The organism is Limnothrix sp. FACHB-1083 (assembly GCF_014696485.1).
GTDB lineage: Bacteria > Cyanobacteriota > Cyanobacteriia > CACIAM-69d > CACIAM-69d > CACIAM-69d.
Genome location: NZ_JACJQD010000005.1, coordinates 180,930 through 196,989, shown reverse-complemented (window position 1 = coordinate 196,989; position 16,060 = coordinate 180,930). Strand labels below are relative to the sequence as shown.

Genomic DNA, 16,060 nt, shown 5'->3' with positions numbered 1-16,060 from the left:
AGCATCCTGAGGCTTCAATCCATGCAATTTGCCGATCGACTAAAACCGCTGCAATTTAACGTGTTTGCGGAAATGGATCGGGCGAAGGCTGCGGCGGCTGAAACCCACGAGATTGTGGATTTATCGCTGGGATCGGTGGACTTGCCCACTTCGCCCCACGTGCTGGCGGCGATCGGGGAAGCGCTTCAGGATCCCAGCACCCACGGCTACCAACTCTTTCGCAATACGGCGGACTTCCGACAGGCGGTGGCCGATCGCTACGAACGGCAATTTGGCCTGGCGATCGACCCGGAAACGGAAGTGCTGGCCTTAATTGGCTCCCAGGAAGGAACCGCTCACTTACCCCTGGCGGTTTTAAACCCGGGGGATGTGGCCCTGTTGGGCGATCCGGGCTATCCCTCCCACTATGGCGGTGTGCATTTGGCGGGTGGTGAGGTTTATCCGATGCCGCTACTGGCAAAACATGGCTATTTGCCCCAGTTTGACCAAATTCCGCCGGCCGTGGTCGATCGGGCACGGCTGATGGTGCTGAACTATCCCCACAACCCAACCACAGCGGTGGCTAACCTGGACTTTTTCCGGCGGGCGGTGGCGTTTTGTCAGCAGCACGGCATGGTGTTGATTCATGACTTTGCTTACGACGGGATGGCCTTTGGCGATCGCCCGCCGTCGGTGCTGCAAGCGGATCCAGAAAAGACGGTTTCGATCGAGTTTTTCACCCTGTCCAAGGCCTTCAACATGGGCGGCTTTCGGGCGGGCTATGCCATCGGTAACCGCGACCTGATTTCGGCCCTGCGCAGTGTCAAGGCCGCCGTGGACTTTAACCAATACCAGGGCATCTTGAGGGGGGCGATCGCAGCGCTTCAGGGGCCCCAAGCCGATGTGCAAGAACGGTTAGCCATTTTTCGCGATCGCCGGGATGCGTTTGTGGCTGCCATGAATCGGATTGGTTGGCCCCTGGAAACGCCCCAAGCAACTATGTTCGCCTGGGCTAAGTTGCCGCCGCCTTGGGAAAACCAGTCGATCGAATTCTGTAAGCAACTGGTGGCTGCCACGGGAATCGCCGTGGCCCCGGGGGTGGGCTTTGGCCCTTCCGGCGAAGGTTATGTGCGTTTTGCGCTGGTGCAAACCCCGGAACAGTTGGCGCTTTCGGTCGATCGCATCGCCGCCTTTCTCAAAACTACTCTCAAAACTGCCGCGTCTGCATAGACCGCTTCACCAGCCGATTGCCAGGGCTAACCGCAGAGGTTGACCTGAGTGATCGACTGCTCGAAAGCTGCTCGAAAACCAGTCAAAAGTAGGTCAACAGTAGATCAATACACATTAGATCAATACATAGACCAATTTTTCGCCCTCAGTCCCTACCAAGGATTGCTGAAAGTGCGCACCGGTCGCCCACCGATGTTGGATTGGGATGGCTGCGTCACGGGTTCCGGAGCCACGGTCGGCTGGCTGGGCGGCGGGGTGATCGCGGGGCTGTTGGGAACCGTGTTGTAACCGGCGTTTAAGGGCACACCGGAACCCGTGGAACCATAGCCCGGCATCGGAGCCGTTGGGATTTTGGGCAAGGTGCTGCCCGCCGTTGCCGGGCCAGAACCATAGCTGGGATAACCGGTGGGGCTGCCAAAGCCGCCATAGTTCACATTGCCGGCCCCGGCATTGGGAACCGCCACATTCGGTAGCGCGGGATTGGTTGTGCCGCTGCCGATGGTGGAAGTTGTGCCGCTGGAACCCGTCACGGGAACCGTCGGAGTGGTGGTGTTAGGGCTGGTGGTGGGGGTTGTGCCGCTGGAATCGCTGCTGCCATCACCGTTGTTGAGGTAGAGGCGATCGAGCGCCGCTTGCAGGGGACTCACGGGCTGGCCGGTGGTTGTCCCATTGCCATTGAGCATGGTCGAGCTTCCCCCCACGCTGTAGGTGCTGCCATTGGCACTGGCAGCCCGAGGGTCATTGTTCAAAAATTGATTCACCGCCCTTGGGGCCAAACCGCTGCCCTCGCCACCGCGCGATCGACTGCCCACGGGGCCCGCCGAACCGCCACTGAGCAACTGCAAAATATCCGCCAGCTCAGAGTTGGTATTGTTCGCCGTTTTTTCTTCATTCTGGCGATCGCGGTTATTGCGATTGTTCCGGCGCTGGTTTTGGGGCAGGGTTAGCTCCGTTGCCAACACATTAGACGAGTCAATATCAGCCGCCACCGAATCATCATCGGGTTGGGACTCCAGAATCGAGAGCCAATCCACCTTGTCTGGCTCAGGTTCGGCATTAGTCCAGCGATCGGGATTTTTCCAAAAAACCCAAGCCCCCAAGGTCGCCATCGAAATCGCCATGGCCGGCAACCAGATGAAGGGTTCACCCAACCAGCGCAGATTTCTCAGCACCAGCGTTAGGCTGAAGGTTTCGCGCAGTTGCGACACCCAACCCTCATGGGTTCCTGGCTCATGGGTTCCTGAGTGCGCCTTGTGGCCATGATGACCCGCCGGGTGATGGCTCGATGGGTGATGGCCCGATGAGTGATGGTGATGCTCGGACATAGTTAGGGTCACCGGAGCAGGATCAGAGAGTGGTTGGAGCGTCGGTCGGGGTTGGGGAGGCTGAACGAGAGCCGCTGGACAGAGACGGCGGAGAAGCGAGCGAAAACCCTAGACGAGAACGAGCCTTGGAGCGATGGCCCAGTTTTAGGTAACAATTACTGCTTTCATTCTATCGGGTCTGGCAACCCTGCAGCCAGGGCCCAACCCCAAAGCCCCTCTGTCGCTGGGGCCCGCCCCCTCAATTCGCCATTACCCAAACGGAGAACCGACACCAGCGATCGCCCCAAACGGCCCAACCTTGGTTTAGGGTGGCTTCTGGCTGATCAGTTGCTGGGAATCCCGAAAGGTTTGGTTGGATGAAAAACGCATGGGCTTGGATAGGGGCGCGATCGGGCGATCGGCGCTGGAGCATGGTGCTCAGTGGAGCCATGGCGTTGTTTTATGGCTGGCAGTCGGTGCAGTGGGCCACACGCAATCCCTATATCGTGCAAGACGATGTGCGCCAGCATGTGTTTTGGGCCTTTCGTTACCTGGATCCGGGTCTCTTTCCCGGCGACTGGATCGCTGACTATTACCAATCCGTTGCTCCCCTGGGCTATCAGTGGCTCTATCACGGCGCGGCCCTCCTCGGCTGGGATCCCCTAACGGTCAGTAAATATTGGCCGGTGATTTTGGGGCTGGTGACCACGGCGCTGACCTGGCGCGTGATGATTCGGCTGTTGCCCGTGCCGTGGGTGGCCCTGCTGGGCTGCATTTTGGTGAATCAAAGCCTGTGGATGGAGGATGATTTGGCCTCATCCACGCCGCGAGCCTTTGCCACGCCCCTGGTGTTGGCGGTGATGGATGCGCTGCTGAGTCGATCGCTCTGGGGCTGTTTAGGGGCGATCGCCCTCAGCGGTTTGTTTTATCCGATGGTGGCGGTGGTGGCGGCGGCGGCCCTGACTGTGAATTTGGGTCGGCGCTGGTGGGCCACCCGTCGGGGGCGATCGCATCCCGAAGCCCTGACTCCCCTGGACTGGCGCTTGGCGATCGGGGGCATTGCCATGGCCATTGCGGTGTTGTTGCCGGAACTGTTCACCAGCAGCGATTTTGGCCCCGTAATCAGCCGATCCCAAGCCGCCGCCCTGCCGGAATTTAACTTTGTGGGCAATGAATACGGGCGATCGTTCTTTTTTCACCCCAATCCGCTCATTTTTTGGCTGTTTGCCCCCCGTAGCGGCTTTCTGTGGGTGGGATTTGTGCCCCCGATCGCCCTGGCGGCCTTGGCCTTGCCCCGTTGGTTGAGCCGGGCCGCTCGCGCCCGTCAATTTCCCCTAGCCAGTCGCCTTTCGCCTCACTTAGCCCTGCTGGGGGATTGGGTTTGGGGTGGGTTGGGTCTGTTCCTCGCGGCCCATGCCCTGCTGTTTCGGTTGTATTTACCCAATCGCTATGGCTATGTGCCCTTGCGGGTGGTGTTGCCAGTGGCGGGGGCGATCGCCCTGGGCCTGTGGCTCGATCGGCAAATGCAAGCCACCCAATCCCAAAAACCGCGCTGGTTCTGGCCCCTGGTGAGCCTCGTTCTCAGCCTGTCGATCGTTGTGCCCATGGTTCCTAACTTGGCCGTGTCCAGCCAATTGCAAATGGAAGGACGCATGGCCGAAGTCTATGAATTTCTGCAAAAACAACCGAAGGACACCCTAGTGGTTTCTCTATCCAAGGAAGCGGATTTCATTCCGATCTTTGCCCGGCGATCGATTCTCGCCAGCCGCGAGTTCGCCCTGCCTTACCATTGGGGCTATTACCGAGTTTTGCGCCAACGCATTGAGGACACTATCCGCGCTCAATACACCAGTAACCTATCGGAGGTGCAAGCTTTTTTGCGGAAATATCAAGTGGATTTTTGGTTATTAGAACCCTGGTCACTCTCAAAGTCTGACTTGGCAGATAACACTTGGTTACAGCAATTTCAGCCGCTCATCCAAGACGTGAGCGATCGGCTCGATCGCGGTGAAACTCCAGCTTTGGAACGGGCGATCGCTCCCTGTTCTGTCCTCGAAAACAAGCGCCTTCAACTGCTCGATTCTCGCTGTATTTTGCAACTTCCATCACAACCCTAGGGCGTATTTTCATGCGCTTCAATCAGCGGCATGATTAAGGCTCCTAGCTCGATTAATGGCATTCAAAATATCAAGTAAATAGGCATCATCACGATTCATAAATACTGACTGCAGTATCCAAAATTTCTTGGCGACGAATCCAGTTATCACCTTCTTGAATTGCCTCTTTGATGACCAGATCAACAGGGCGATTAAGCAGCTCTTCGAGTTGATGCTTGATTCTAGCGAGGGTCAACAACCCCTGAGGCGCATCGGGTGCGAAGGAAATCAACAAATCAATATCGCTATTTTCTCGGAAGTCTTCTCGCAAAATAGAACCAAACAGAGCTAGTTCAGCAATTTTCCATTGCCGACAGACCTCGGTTAATTGCTCCTCAGAAATTGCAAGGCGGTTAATTGAAATCATACTAGCTAAAAATATCGGCGACCTTGAGGGTAAAGTCAGCAAATAAGGGCGAGGTTAATTCGTCTTCGGCAAAGAGGGTAAAGACCAGCTCTAAACGGGCTTGCGATCGCCGATAAATCTCAACGGTTTGTTGTTGCCAATCCACGATCCAATATTCCCGCACACCGACGCGGGAATAGAGCTTTAATTTCACCTGGCGATCGCGCGCAATATCTTGGGAGGACTGGGAAGCGACCTCAACGATCAGCTCGGGAGCCGCTGTGAAATGACCGGCCTCATCAACACAGCTTGCGGCTCGCTCGTCACTAATCCAAATTAGATCCGGAATGACGTTTTGTTCTCCCGCAAAAATCAGCCCCGGTGTTTGCAAAGCTTCTCCGGTACGGTTGTCTACATCCTGGGTGGGGAGCGATCGACAGAGGCGCGTTAAAACTCGCTGGTGTTTCCAGTGGGGGGCGCGGGTCACGTATAGGTCTCCGTCGATGATTTCGTAGCGATCGCCGGTGTTGGGGAAGAATTCTAAATCGGCGGTTGTCCACCGATTTTTCGGGTCAGCATTGGCAACCATGGGGGTTATTGCTGGGTCGGTTGAATGTGGTTCAAAGGGAGCTAAATATAATGTCGATAACAAAAATCGTGGGGAGCAAGGGGCTTAAGCCCCTTGTTTTCAACGATCACTGGGGCAGGCAGGAGGTCAATTCCGGCTTTTGAAATATCCTCTTAGTCTAAATAATCTGATTTCACTCCAATATTCGTTTGAGTAAATCTGGAGCAATCCGAAAACCAGCTTGATGAATAAGATTGTTGATTGCTACTGGCAAGGATTCAAGCTGACCGTCTTGTTCCGCTCGGAGCAAAATTCCCAAAATACCTGTTACTTGCAATCCCAAAGATTTAGCTGTTTTTCGACCTTCTCGCTCGTCCAAGAGTATCCAGTCAGCGTTGAGTTCTAGCGCGAGGGAAATTGCTTCGGATTCTCCTTGATCGAGAGTTTGCTTTAGCAGTCGAGTCAAGGACTGATCGTGAGCTTCTTGAACTTCAATCCATCCTGAGGCGATCGCGTCTTGAATAATCGCAGACCCAGGACGATTTTCGCTGATTTTTAGTTCTTCTACAACAGCTTTGGGAATGAGGACTTTGCCAAATTGCTGTTGCAAAAGAAAAAGGTGATTAATGATGGCCAAGTTCAAAATTGGCGAGGTGTTGCTAACGACTAGCATAAGCGAGGTCATCGTCTAGTTCTTCATGGCTGTAATGTCGCAGAATTCCGCGTTGGGCAAGCAGTTGGCCGAAGTCGTATTTATCCATTTCAGCAAGTTCGCGAGCTTTACCGAAGGCCAGCAGGTTTTGGGCATAGAGGGCGATCGCGAGTTCGCGCCGTAGTTCACGCTCGATGCGGGGTTCTGGTAGGCGAATGGCTTGAACAATTGAATCGGGAATTGAGAGTTGTAGTCCCATGATTTTTGGGCGATCGCCTGCTGCCTGTTGGTCTGTGGTTTGCGGCGATCTTAGCACCGCTGAAAGGAGGGAGGCAGGGCGATCGCCGGTAGCGGTTGGCTAAAATAGTGAGGACTTGGGTTGCCGCTGTCGAGGTTGGGGATACATTCACGGTTTGGAGGTTGTCGATGCAAATCACGATTACTTTGCCGCCGGATTTGGAGGGGTATTTGCTGCGCCAAGCGGCCCAGGCTAATCTCCCTTTGCCGTTGATTGTGCTACAGATTCTTCGGCAGCTAGTCCAGATGCCACCAGTTATCACGACTCAGTGGCCGGAGGCTGTTTTATCTTATGAGCCAACTCCCGATTTTCCTGAGTTTGAGTCCTATCGCAGCGAGTTGATTGATCCCCAAGAAATAGAGTTATTTTGATGCGTTATCTTTTGGATACTTGCGTCATCAGTGACTTTATTAAGGGTGATGCGGCAACAATATTTCGATTTCAGAACACTTCACCGACAGATATTGCAATTTCGGCAATTACGGTGATGGAGTTGCGGTATGGTTTAGCGATTAATCCACAACGATCGAGCAAAGTTGAACCAGTAGTTACCAGCATTATTTCATCGGTAACTATATTGCCGTTTGGGCTTGCTGAAGCGGAACGAGCGGCTGAAGTTCGGGCTATTTTAAAATCGCAGGGTCAGCCGATCGGGGCTTATGATGTGTTAATTGCGGCGACGGCGCTTGCACATCAATTAATTATGGTGACGGCTAATCAGCGAGAGTTTGAGCGAGTTCCTGGGCTGGTGGTTGAAAATTGGCGACAGTCAGCTTAAGGGTTACTGAAGTGTTACTAGAACTCAGCAGTTTTTTGTCGCATTAGCATTGCTAGTTCGTAGTTTGCTGTACTAGGTCTGGGGCAGCATTTTGGTGACTATCCACCGAGGGATTGAAGCGAATTCATGGACAAGCAACGACTTCAGATATATCGGAATCTTGTCTGGTTAATTCTACATAAACCAGATGAAGTGGAGTCTGTGTTACATCAAAATTCAAATCTGATAAACATAGGTTTCTGGAAAAACCTCAAACTTATGATTGTTCAAAGCCAGCACATTGATTCCCAGCCTAATAATTTATTAGAAATTCTTGAGGAGGCTTGCAGCCTCTTTTTAAAAGAATCTTCTTGTGAAACAGCCAACCCAATCATCAAAACCTCATCCGCTCTTCGACTTGCTTTATTGCAAACCACTGCATCTCAAACTGAAGACACATTATTTCATGATGCATTGGATGACGATCCAGACTTCAATTATGAATATGCAGTCCTAGAATTACCAGTTATATTCAATGAATGCATTCATAAATCCTCAATCAGTGAACATGAGTTCATCGCAACAATTTTCTATAATTTTGGACGTAAAATGATAGATGCTAGGACTTCAAACCCTCGTTTCAGAGTTGAAGTTGCTATTCAGTGCATTACACTCAGTCTCAAAATATTCACAAAAGATAACTTTCTTCTCGACTGGGCAATGGCTTGTAATACTCTTGGATTGGCATATCAGAATAGAATCTCAGGAGATCCTCTAAATAACTTAGAGTCAGCGATTTGTCTTTATCAAGATTCTTTAACTGTAAGAACAATCAAAGACTATCCTAATCAATGGGTAATAACGCAATACAACTTGGCGACTGCTCTAAAGCTATGGGGCAAAGAAAAAGATATCGATGTTTTTGATCAAGTCTTGGTAATGTATGAATCTGCATCACAAGTTGCACAGAAGCTGGGCGAAAATACGATATGGTTGAGAATTCAAAACAATCTAGCCTTGCTATATAAAAATAAAGGAGAAAGGTATATTTATAAAGCGATAAAAATTTATGAAAATATACTCAGTGCATCATTGCAAGATTGGGGAAGCTCCAATGCTTGGGCAATAGCGCTTGTAAATCTTTCTGATAGCTATACAGCACTGTTAAATCTTTCTTCTATAACTCAAGAAGAAAAAACTACAGTTGCCATAAAATTGATTGAATCTGCCAAGAAATCTCTGAGTCTTTTTGTGAATACAGGTTTTTCACAAGAGCTGGCTGTCATCTATAACAATCTGGGGGTCGCATATGATTTGTTTTATAAAAATGGAGAAACAGATCAGCTTTCAAAAGCCATTGAATGGTATCAAAAAGCTTTGGATTTGAGAAAAATAGAAATTTCTCCAGCTACTTATTGTCAAACAGCACGAAACTTAGGACATCTATTCTTTCAAAATCTCCAATGGAAAAATGCTGCTGAATCTTATGAAAAAGTTTTAGTGGCATCAAACCAGCTCTATACAACAGAGTGTTTTCTTCTCAGTAGTCAAGCTTCTGAGTTACGCAAAAATGGCCGTGTCCCACGCTTAGCTGCCTACGCCTACGCCAAAACCGGTCAACTCGCCAAAGCACTCGAAACGATCGAACGCGGCCGCGCCCGGGGCCTCAGCGAACGACTCCAACGCGATCGCGCCGACCTCGCACAACTCCAACAACAGCGCCCCGACCTGTTCGATCGCTATCGCGACATCACCAACCAACTGCAAAACCTGGAAAGCCTCCAACGCGAACAGCAAGTCCGCGATCGCCAAGCCATCACCCCCGAACAACACCGCAACGAAGCCCAAAAACTCCGCCAGGACTTGACCGAGGCGATCGCCCAAATTCGCCAAGTCCCCGGCTATGAAACCTTCCTGCAAGCACCCAGCCTCGCAGAGATTCAACAAAACCTCAGCACCGAAGCACCCACCGTCTACCTGATTCCCACCCCCAACGGTAGCCTCGCCCTAATCGCCACCCCCCAGGCGATCGACCCGCTCTGGCTCGATGCGTTCCCCGAAGCCACCCTCACCGACTTGGTGCAAACCTGGCTCAACGCCTCCCGAAATCAACGCAACGACTTCCCCGGCTGGCTGGAGGCGATCGACCAGGGAACCCGCCAACTGTGGGATCCGCTCATGGCTCCCCTGATCGATCGCCTCAAACAACACAACCACACCCAAGCGATCCTGATTCCCACCGGCTTGCTCGGGTTGTTGCCCCTCCATGCCGCCTGGACACCCGACCCCAACCGCCCCACCGGCCGCCGCTACGCCCTTGATGAGCTGACCTTCACCTACGCCCCCAACGCCCAATCCCTCGTAGCCGCCCGCGCGGTGGCGAATGCCTTGCGGAGCAATATCGCCCAGCGATTCCCCGACAGCCACCTCGATTCAATCCTGGCGATCGACAATCCCCGCCAAGACCTCCCCAGCTCCGAACGGGAAGTCCTGGCCGCCGTCAAAACCTTTCCCCGCCCCACCGTCCTACGGCACGAAAAAGCCACCACCGCCACCGTTGCCGCCAACCTGGGTCAACAGGCGATCGTCCATTTCTCCTGCCACGGAACCGTTGACTTCAACGAACCCCTCAACAGCGGACTGCTGATGAACGACAACCTGCTGACCCTGCGCGAGCTGTTTGCCCTCAAGCTCACCGAAGGCAACAAACATGGCATCCGGCTGGCCATCCTTTCCGCCTGCGAAACAGGCCTCCCCGGCCTGGACTTAGCCGACGAGGCGATCGGCTTGCCCGTCGGATTGTTGCAAGCAGGCGTGGCCGGGGCGATCGCCTCCCTCTGGGCCGTGAGCGACCTCAGCACCGCAATCCTGCTCACCAAGTTCTACGACCTCTGGCGCAACCACCACCTCACCCCACCCGACGCTCTCCGCCAAGCGCAACAATGGCTCCGCGCCGCCACCCTTGCCGAAATTCGCCAGCTCACAGGCATCGGGTTGCGAGGAGCTGAACACCCATTTACCCACCCCTACTACTGGGCAGGCTTCAGCTACACCGGCATATAATCCAGACATGAATCCCCGAGTCCACAGCGTTATTCCACGCAGCAATTACACACTTGAAATTCAGTTCACCAATCAAGAAGTGCGAGCTTATGATTGCTTATCGCTCTTAGATTTTGGCGTGTTTCAGGAACTCAGGGACGAAGCTTATTTTCGGAAAGTCAAGGTGTTCAATGGCACAGTTACTTGGCCCAATGAGCAAGATATTTGCCCAGACACGCTTTATCTAGACTCTATCCCTGTACCGATCACAGCCCAGCCACTGTCAGCATGAACACCACCTACGATCGCGACTTTTATGCTTGGACACAGGAGCAAATCGCGCTGCTCCAAAATCGTGATTTCGGGGCGATCGACCTCCCAAATTTAATCGAAGAACTCGCCGCCATGGGTCGCCAAGAACGCGAACAGCTCGTCAACCGCTTAGGTGTTCTGATTGGTCATCTCTTGAAATGGCGCTATCAGCCTGAGATGCGAACCAACTCCTGGATCGGCACGATCCGTGAGCAGCGGCGACGCATTCAGCGACTCTTGAAAAGTAACCCTAGTCTCAAACCTTTTTTATCCGAAGCTTTTGCCGAAGCCTATCCTGACGGGCGCGATCTAGCCATTCAAGAAACTAACCTTGCTGATTCTATATTGCCCGAAACTTCGCCATTTACGTTGGAGTTTATCTTGTCAGATGAATTGGAATTCAGCCCATGATTCGACCGATTAAGCTACCGGAAAGCTGTTTATTTTCCGACTACTTTAAGCTCAATGCCTACCCTGAAGAAATTTTGGCAAATTTCGGCTATGGCTTTGAACTAACTGAGCTGACATTACCCCAAGCGGAATCATTGCCCTTGGCGATCGAGCCGCTACAATTACGGCTCAAAAAAACCATGCACCTGATTCGAGCGGATAACGAAATGGCTCGGCGGGAGTTTTTGATCGCACCCTTGCTTACGGAGGTAGTACTGGCCACCAATAGTCAATTGCGGGTTAGTTATCCAGTGGAAGTCAGTAACCAACTACGAGGCTCGATCGACTATTTTTTGCAGTCACGCGATCGCCTGCTCGTGATTGAAGCCAAGGATGAAAACCTAGAGCGCGGATTCAAGCAGCTCGCCGTTGAGCTAATTGCAATTGCCCAAGAAAACCAAGAAAGCTTAGTTCTGAAACCCCAACTTTGGGGAGCTGTTTCAATCGGGAAAATTTGGCAATTTTCGTTGCTCGATTTTGAGAAAAAAGTGATTTATCAAGATCTAAACCTCTATTCAATCTTCACGGAATTGGAACATCTACTCCGAGTCTTGATTGGCATTCTAATGCATTAGCTCAGAATCACAAATGCCACACTAAAATTCTCAATTTGATTCATCTTCTAACCTGTCTTGATTAAAGCCCTCGAAACCGATGCTCTACACGGACGAAGATTTATTTGAGGCTGCTCGCACGATTCGCAGCGAATTACCGGATTTGTTGGCTCCCGAAACTGCAAAAAGCCTAGACAGTCGCCTCGCTGAACTGCTGAATCAAGTACCTTTTGATCTGCGCGATCTACATTACGAAACCATCAGCGCGATCGCTACTCAAATTGAAGAGTACCTAAACACACATGAATCTACAAAAACTTGGCTGCAATCCTTTCTGATTGACTCATCCAACAACCAACGCAAAAGTTTTGAAGCCCTTCCCGGGAATGCCAGCTACGTTGCGACCGATAAATATATTTGTCCCCACGGCGACTATCGCTGGTCACGGCGCAGCGTTGGCCAACCGATTCCCCGTTGCCCAACCCATAATCTTTCCCTAATCCCGATCGCTGAATTTCAGCAGTTACGGTCTAATCCAGCGCAGGAGAACCCATGACTGCCAAGGTACTCGAAGGCGCAGGCGGCAAGGTTGCAGAACAGTGGATTTCGAGTCTGCTGACTTCTGCCATTGTCTTTTGGGCGGGGGGCTTAGTGGCGGTTATTCAGCGATTTGGCTGGCAACCCTTCACGGATTGGTTCACCAAACAGCCGGAACCATTACAGTTGGCTTTGTTGGTGGCCGTGCTGGGCGGGGCGATCGCCTCAGCAGCCGTAGTGGAACGGTTTCAACTGATGGCACTACGCGGCCTTGAGGGCTATTGGCATCCTATTTTTACTGGGTTTAAAGATCACTTCATTCGTCAGCAAATCAAGGTCAAGGGAAAACTTGAATCACAATTTCAAGACTTAGATAATCGCCCAAGACTCACCAGTCGCGATCGCCAATTACGTGTCAAACTCGATCGCCAACTCAGTGATTTTCCTGTCCAAGATATTGATGTTATGCCCACGCCGTTGGGGAATATCTTGCGGGCGGCGGAGTTGCGATCGCTCGATAAATATGGGTTGGATGCAGTAATTTGTTGGCCGCGATTGTGGCTGTTGCTGCCTGAATCCGCCAAAGCAGATTTACAGGCAGCGCGGGCCGAGCTGAATGCCACGGCCCGGCTGTGGATTTGGAGCTGGTTATTTTTCATTTGGGCGTTTTGGGCTTGGTGGGCAGCACTAATCGCCCTGTTCTCAATTTGCTTTGCCTATCACTGGGCGATCGCCGCGGCCAAAACCTATGGCGACTTGATCGAAGCGAGTTTTGATCTCTATCGTGGCTTGCTCTACGAGGCTTTGCGATTACCCTTTCCGAAGCAAGCAGACCAAGAACCGGCCGCCGGACGGATGTTAACTCAATATCTTTGGCGTGGTACTTTGCCAGAGTCCTATCAATTCATTGCAACTTCAGAAATTTCCCCAGTAATTGATCAATAGAAATTCGCACATGAAAACTAATTTCATGGCTTTGCTATCTCAGGCGATCGAGCATAGTTGTCTCCCGGATCCCGATCGCAACAAATGTAGGCGAAAGGCTGGGGCACGATCGCAGACCCGTAATAATTGACGGCGAGGGGGATAATGACCATTCAATCCCCCGATCGCCCCGTGTTGCGGCTGCCAAATCTGTCATCGGGCAAGGCTAGGAAGCCTTGGGAAATTCGTATCGCTTCAGCTCTGTGGTGGTTTGTAGCGCATTGCTGGCATCCCAAATTTGCCACTTCACTGGCCCAACACGATCGGCATACCACATCACCTTGCGGAATGCTGTTCCCGCTTTTTCTCCCGTAATTTCCACCCGAATTGTATTAAATTTGCCCGCTGGAACCGTGACCTCTTCCGCCGCCGCTGCCTTGAAGGATTCGGAGGCGTTCGTGGTGGCTGCACCCACCTGCTGACCAGCCCAAGACCATTGATCGCCTACCTTCGGTGGATTTTTTAAAATGGGCTTGATTGGATCATTAACCGTTTCGTTGGTTATGCCATTACGAGCCAACACAAACTTAATTTCCTTGACCCAACCTTCACCCTTGAGATAGAGCAAATTAGATGGCCCAAATCCTAAATCTTGTTCAGTGGTGTAGCGCATTTGCGAGCCGTCGCGATCGGCCCCAATCACCTTGATTAGCAAGTTGCCCGTTGTGCCCTGTGCTGCATTGGTCGTGGCATATTCCCAACGACCATTCAAGGGAAAAGGGTAATAGTCGGGTGGAGGTGGCGCGGCCTGCAGTCCCGTTGCCGTCAGCAGCGCGATCGCCAGTCCCACCACAAACCCAACAACCCAACGGCCGCCCACGAACTCCCCTAGCCGCTGCCAATTCATGGGGCTAGCTTGGTGCTGGGTTTGAGGCGGTCTCTGTTGTGTAATCTTTAGCCGGAAAAATATCATTTCAGATCCAGAACAACTACTCCCATCAAGATAGGCATTACCTGCCCGGTTGCACAGGAAATATGTTGATCTGTTAAGCACTAACCCAATCAATAAAAATGAGGAGACCTTTTTTGTAATGTCTGATGATTTTGGTTTTGAAATTTTAAGTTTTTGACTTTAAGACTTTAAGTATTAATGAGACTTTGGTTACTAAAGTTTGGGTTGAATTTTGTTGAACCTCAGGGGTTTTCAGACTTGAGTCAACTGGACTGAATTGGAGCACGTTGGATAGATCAGCGGCTTCAAGGTTGACGTAACAACCCGCCCAGCAAACCAACAGGAAACGGGTGGGCCGATCGCCCGGACTAACCCACCCGATCGCGCGTTGGAAACCTAGCTCAAGTGCGATCGCACCACGGCGGCCAGGCGATCGGCCCAATGGCGCACCAAATCCGCTTCAGCCGCTTCCACCATCACCCGAATCACCGGCTCCGTGCCCGAAGCCCGCACCAAAATCCGGCCCGCATCGCCCATTTGGGTTTCGGCCTGGGCGATCGCCTCGGCCACGGGGGTGCAATCTTGCCAGCCCAACCGGCGTGCGCGATCCTCAACCCGCACGTTTTCCAGCAGTTGTGGATATTTCTGGAAGCTGTCATCGACCCAGGAGGTGAGCGATCGCCCGGACTGCTTCACCAGGGCCGCCAAGTGCAGCGCCACCAACGTACCATCGCCGCTAACGGCATAGTGGCGGCAAAGGATGTGACCCGACTGCTCACCGCCGAGCATGTAGCCGCGATCGAGCATCGCCTTTTGCACGTATTGATCGCCCACAGCCGTGCGAATCAAGTTGCCGCCCTGCTTTTGCCAAGCCCGCTCAAAGCCCAGGTTAGCCATCACCGTCGAAACGATCGTCGCTTCCGGCAGCTTGTCGCTCGATCGCAGGGTTTGCCCCCAGAAATAGAGGATGTAGTCGCCATCGACCACGCGCCCTTGACCATCCACTGCCAACACGCGATCGGCATCCCCATCAAAGGCGAAACCCAAATCCGCTTGATGCTCAACCACCGCCGCCTTCAGGGACTCTAAGTGAGTTGAGCCGCAGTTCACATTAATTCGATCGCCGTCCGGTTCCCCGTGCAGGACGATCACCGTTGCGCCCAACTCCTCAAACACCGCCGGGGCCACCTTGGCGCTGGCTCCCCAAGCCGTATCCAACACCACCTTCAAACCCGCCAACGGGCGATCGCCCCAGCCCTCTTGCTCTAGGGTTTGTTCCAGGGACACCGCATAGCCGCGCACCAGCTCGGGCCGGAAATAGCCGCGCCCGCAACCGGTCACGGGTTCCAAGCCGGGCAATACGTGGTGACGCAGGGCCGATTCAATTTGTTGTTGGGCTTCCTTGGCCAGCTTGTGCCCATCGGGGCCGAAGAACTTCAAGCCGTTGTCGCCGGGCGGGTTGTGGCTGGCGGAAATCATCGCGCCCCCGATCGCCCCGGTCGCTTCCACCAAATAGGCCACGCAGGGAGTCGGGCAGAGACCCACATTCCACACCTCCAGCCCGGCCGCCGTCAGCCCCGCCGTCAGGGCCGCCGCCAGCATTTCGCTGGAGTTGCGGGAATCTTGGCCCACGACAATCGCCCCTTTGCCCGATCGCGCCGCAAACACACGCCCGGCCCAATAGCCCACATGCAGCGCCAAGCTCGCGGTCAGCACCTCACCCACACGCCCGCGAATCCCGTCGGTTCCAAACAGGGGCACGCTCTCGGGAATTTCCAGGGGCGACAACCCATGCAGATTCAGATTCAAGCTTGGTTGCTCCAAATCCTGGGGTTTTTGGTTCAACCCGAGTTCGCCCGATTCGCGACCCAACCGAACAGGAGACGTAACCATAATTGCGCTCACTCCACACCAAGGGTTTGTGTTGCTTTCCACACCAAATCGATCTCGCGTCCGCACGATCGACATAGTTCGCAACTCGCCTGAAGGATAGCACGGG

17 protein-coding genes are annotated in these 16,060 nt (G+C 53.0%); 10 read left to right on the top strand and 7 right to left on the bottom strand.

Annotated features, from left to right (window positions below):
* Window positions 1-21: 21 nt before the first annotated feature.
* Window positions 22-1,209, top strand: coding sequence for an LL-diaminopimelate aminotransferase (locus tag H6F46_RS08680; protein ID WP_190354378.1), 1,188 nt, complete (start codon window positions 22-24; stop codon window positions 1,207-1,209).
* A 152-nt stretch (window positions 1,210-1,361) separates the two neighbouring features.
* On the opposite strand, the gene H6F46_RS08675 is transcribed toward H6F46_RS08680, so the two are convergent.
* Window positions 1,362-2,546 (bottom strand): hypothetical protein, encoded by a 1,185-nt coding sequence (locus H6F46_RS08675; RefSeq protein WP_190404992.1) that lies wholly within the window; start codon window positions 2,544-2,546, stop codon window positions 1,362-1,364.
* Window positions 2,547-2,890: 344 nt separating this feature from the next.
* Here H6F46_RS08675 and H6F46_RS08670 point away from each other — a divergent pair, with 344 nt between their 5' ends.
* Window positions 2,891-4,630, top strand: a complete 1,740-nt coding sequence (locus H6F46_RS08670) for a hypothetical protein (protein WP_190354382.1) — start codon at window positions 2,891-2,893, stop codon at window positions 4,628-4,630.
* Window positions 4,631-4,718: 88 nt separating this feature from the next.
* On the opposite strand, the gene H6F46_RS08665 is transcribed toward H6F46_RS08670, so the two are convergent.
* From H6F46_RS08665 to H6F46_RS08650, 4 genes are all read right to left on the bottom strand, one after another.
* Window positions 4,719-5,036, bottom strand: a complete 318-nt coding sequence (locus H6F46_RS08665) for a nucleotidyltransferase family protein (RefSeq protein WP_190354384.1) — start codon at window positions 5,034-5,036, stop codon at window positions 4,719-4,721.
* A gap of 1 nt (window position 5,037) precedes the next feature.
* Window positions 5,038-5,604 (bottom strand): Uma2 family endonuclease, encoded by a 567-nt coding sequence (locus tag H6F46_RS08660; RefSeq protein ID WP_190354386.1) that lies wholly within the window; start codon window positions 5,602-5,604, stop codon window positions 5,038-5,040.
* Between the two features lie 172 nt (window positions 5,605-5,776).
* Complete coding sequence (locus H6F46_RS08655; RefSeq protein ID WP_242027854.1) at window positions 5,777-6,268, bottom strand: DUF3368 domain-containing protein; 492 nt, start codon at window positions 6,266-6,268, stop codon at window positions 5,777-5,779.
* A complete protein-coding gene (locus H6F46_RS08650; RefSeq protein WP_190354529.1) occupies window positions 6,243-6,494 on the bottom strand; it encodes a UPF0175 family protein in 252 nt (83 codons plus the stop codon). Before H6F46_RS08650 ends, H6F46_RS08655 begins: the two co-directional genes overlap by 26 nt.
* Before the next feature lie 167 nt (window positions 6,495-6,661).
* On the opposite strand from H6F46_RS08650, the gene H6F46_RS08645 reads away from it, so the two are divergent.
* The 8 genes from H6F46_RS08645 to H6F46_RS08610 all read left to right on the top strand — a co-directional run bounded on the left by H6F46_RS08645 (window position 6,662) and on the right by H6F46_RS08610 (window position 13,130).
* A complete protein-coding gene (locus tag H6F46_RS08645) occupies window positions 6,662-6,904 on the top strand; it encodes a hypothetical protein (protein ID WP_190354388.1) in 243 nt (80 codons plus the stop codon).
* The gene (locus H6F46_RS08640) at window positions 6,904-7,311 is read left to right on the top strand and encodes a type II toxin-antitoxin system VapC family toxin (protein ID WP_190354390.1); all 408 of its coding nucleotides are present in this window, start codon (window positions 6,904-6,906) and stop codon (window positions 7,309-7,311) included. Before H6F46_RS08645 ends, H6F46_RS08640 begins: the two co-directional genes overlap by 1 nt.
* Before the next feature lie 1,479 nt (window positions 7,312-8,790).
* Window positions 8,791-10,353 (top strand): CHAT domain-containing protein, encoded by a 1,563-nt coding sequence (locus H6F46_RS19545; protein ID WP_190354392.1) that lies wholly within the window; start codon window positions 8,791-8,793, stop codon window positions 10,351-10,353.
* 7 nt (window positions 10,354-10,360) lie between these two features.
* On the top strand, window positions 10,361-10,624 hold the full coding sequence (locus tag H6F46_RS19815) for a DUF2442 domain-containing protein (RefSeq protein WP_190354393.1): 264 nt from the start codon (window positions 10,361-10,363) through the stop codon (window positions 10,622-10,624).
* Window positions 10,621-11,055: a DUF29 domain-containing protein gene (locus H6F46_RS08625; RefSeq protein WP_190354395.1), complete on the top strand. Its 435-nt coding sequence runs from the start codon at window positions 10,621-10,623 to the stop codon at window positions 11,053-11,055. The genes H6F46_RS19815 and H6F46_RS08625 overlap by 4 nt, the downstream gene beginning before the upstream one ends.
* Entirely contained in the window at window positions 11,052-11,669 is a 618-nt protein-coding gene (locus H6F46_RS08620; protein WP_190354397.1) for a hypothetical protein, read from the top strand. The genes H6F46_RS08625 and H6F46_RS08620 overlap by 4 nt, the downstream gene beginning before the upstream one ends.
* 79 nt (window positions 11,670-11,748) lie before the next feature.
* Window positions 11,749-12,204: a hypothetical protein gene (locus tag H6F46_RS08615; RefSeq protein WP_190354399.1), complete on the top strand. Its 456-nt coding sequence runs from the start codon at window positions 11,749-11,751 to the stop codon at window positions 12,202-12,204.
* The gene (locus H6F46_RS08610; RefSeq protein WP_190354401.1) at window positions 12,201-13,130 is read left to right on the top strand and encodes a hypothetical protein; all 930 of its coding nucleotides are present in this window, start codon (window positions 12,201-12,203) and stop codon (window positions 13,128-13,130) included. Before H6F46_RS08615 ends, H6F46_RS08610 begins: the two co-directional genes overlap by 4 nt.
* A 205-nt stretch (window positions 13,131-13,335) precedes the next feature.
* On the opposite strand, the gene H6F46_RS08605 is transcribed toward H6F46_RS08610, so the two are convergent.
* Together H6F46_RS08605 and glmM are read right to left on the bottom strand one after the other, a co-directional pair.
* On the bottom strand, window positions 13,336-14,016 hold the full coding sequence (locus H6F46_RS08605; protein ID WP_190354402.1) for a hypothetical protein: 681 nt from the start codon (window positions 14,014-14,016) through the stop codon (window positions 13,336-13,338).
* Window positions 14,017-14,457: 441 nt separating this feature from the next.
* On the bottom strand, window positions 14,458-15,954 hold the full coding sequence (gene glmM, locus H6F46_RS08600) for a phosphoglucosamine mutase (RefSeq protein WP_190354404.1): 1,497 nt from the start codon (window positions 15,952-15,954) through the stop codon (window positions 14,458-14,460).
* Between the last annotated feature and the right edge of the window lie 106 nt (window positions 15,955-16,060).

Bases quoted from the DNA above. Each gene is read 5' to 3' on its own strand.
- H6F46_RS19815 (WP_190354393.1), top strand. From the start codon at position 10,361: ATGAATCCCCGAGTCCACAGCGTTATTCCACGCAGCAATTACACACTT.
- H6F46_RS08680 (WP_190354378.1), top strand. From the start codon at position 22: ATGCAATTTGCCGATCGACTAAAACCGCTGCAATTTAACGTGTTTGCG.
- glmM (WP_190354404.1), bottom strand. From the start codon at position 15,954: ATGGTTACGTCTCCTGTTCGGTTGGGTCGCGAATCGGGCGAACTCGGG.
- H6F46_RS08655 (WP_242027854.1), bottom strand. From the start codon at position 6,268: ATGACCTCGCTTATGCTAGTCGTTAGCAACACCTCGCCAATTTTGAAC.
- H6F46_RS08640 (WP_190354390.1), top strand. From the start codon at position 6,904: ATGCGTTATCTTTTGGATACTTGCGTCATCAGTGACTTTATTAAGGGT.
- H6F46_RS08665 (WP_190354384.1), bottom strand. From the start codon at position 5,036: ATGATTTCAATTAACCGCCTTGCAATTTCTGAGGAGCAATTAACCGAG.
- H6F46_RS08670 (WP_190354382.1), top strand. From the start codon at position 2,891: ATGAAAAACGCATGGGCTTGGATAGGGGCGCGATCGGGCGATCGGCGC.
- H6F46_RS08615 (WP_190354399.1), top strand. From the start codon at position 11,749: ATGCTCTACACGGACGAAGATTTATTTGAGGCTGCTCGCACGATTCGC.
- H6F46_RS08660 (WP_190354386.1), bottom strand. From the start codon at position 5,604: ATGGTTGCCAATGCTGACCCGAAAAATCGGTGGACAACCGCCGATTTA.
- H6F46_RS08645 (WP_190354388.1), top strand. From the start codon at position 6,662: ATGCAAATCACGATTACTTTGCCGCCGGATTTGGAGGGGTATTTGCTG.
- H6F46_RS08650 (WP_190354529.1), bottom strand. From the start codon at position 6,494: ATGGGACTACAACTCTCAATTCCCGATTCAATTGTTCAAGCCATTCGC.
- H6F46_RS08605 (WP_190354402.1), bottom strand. From the start codon at position 14,016: ATGAATTGGCAGCGGCTAGGGGAGTTCGTGGGCGGCCGTTGGGTTGTT.
- H6F46_RS08620 (WP_190354397.1), top strand. From the start codon at position 11,052: ATGATTCGACCGATTAAGCTACCGGAAAGCTGTTTATTTTCCGACTAC.
- H6F46_RS08625 (WP_190354395.1), top strand. From the start codon at position 10,621: ATGAACACCACCTACGATCGCGACTTTTATGCTTGGACACAGGAGCAA.
- H6F46_RS08610 (WP_190354401.1), top strand. From the start codon at position 12,201: ATGACTGCCAAGGTACTCGAAGGCGCAGGCGGCAAGGTTGCAGAACAG.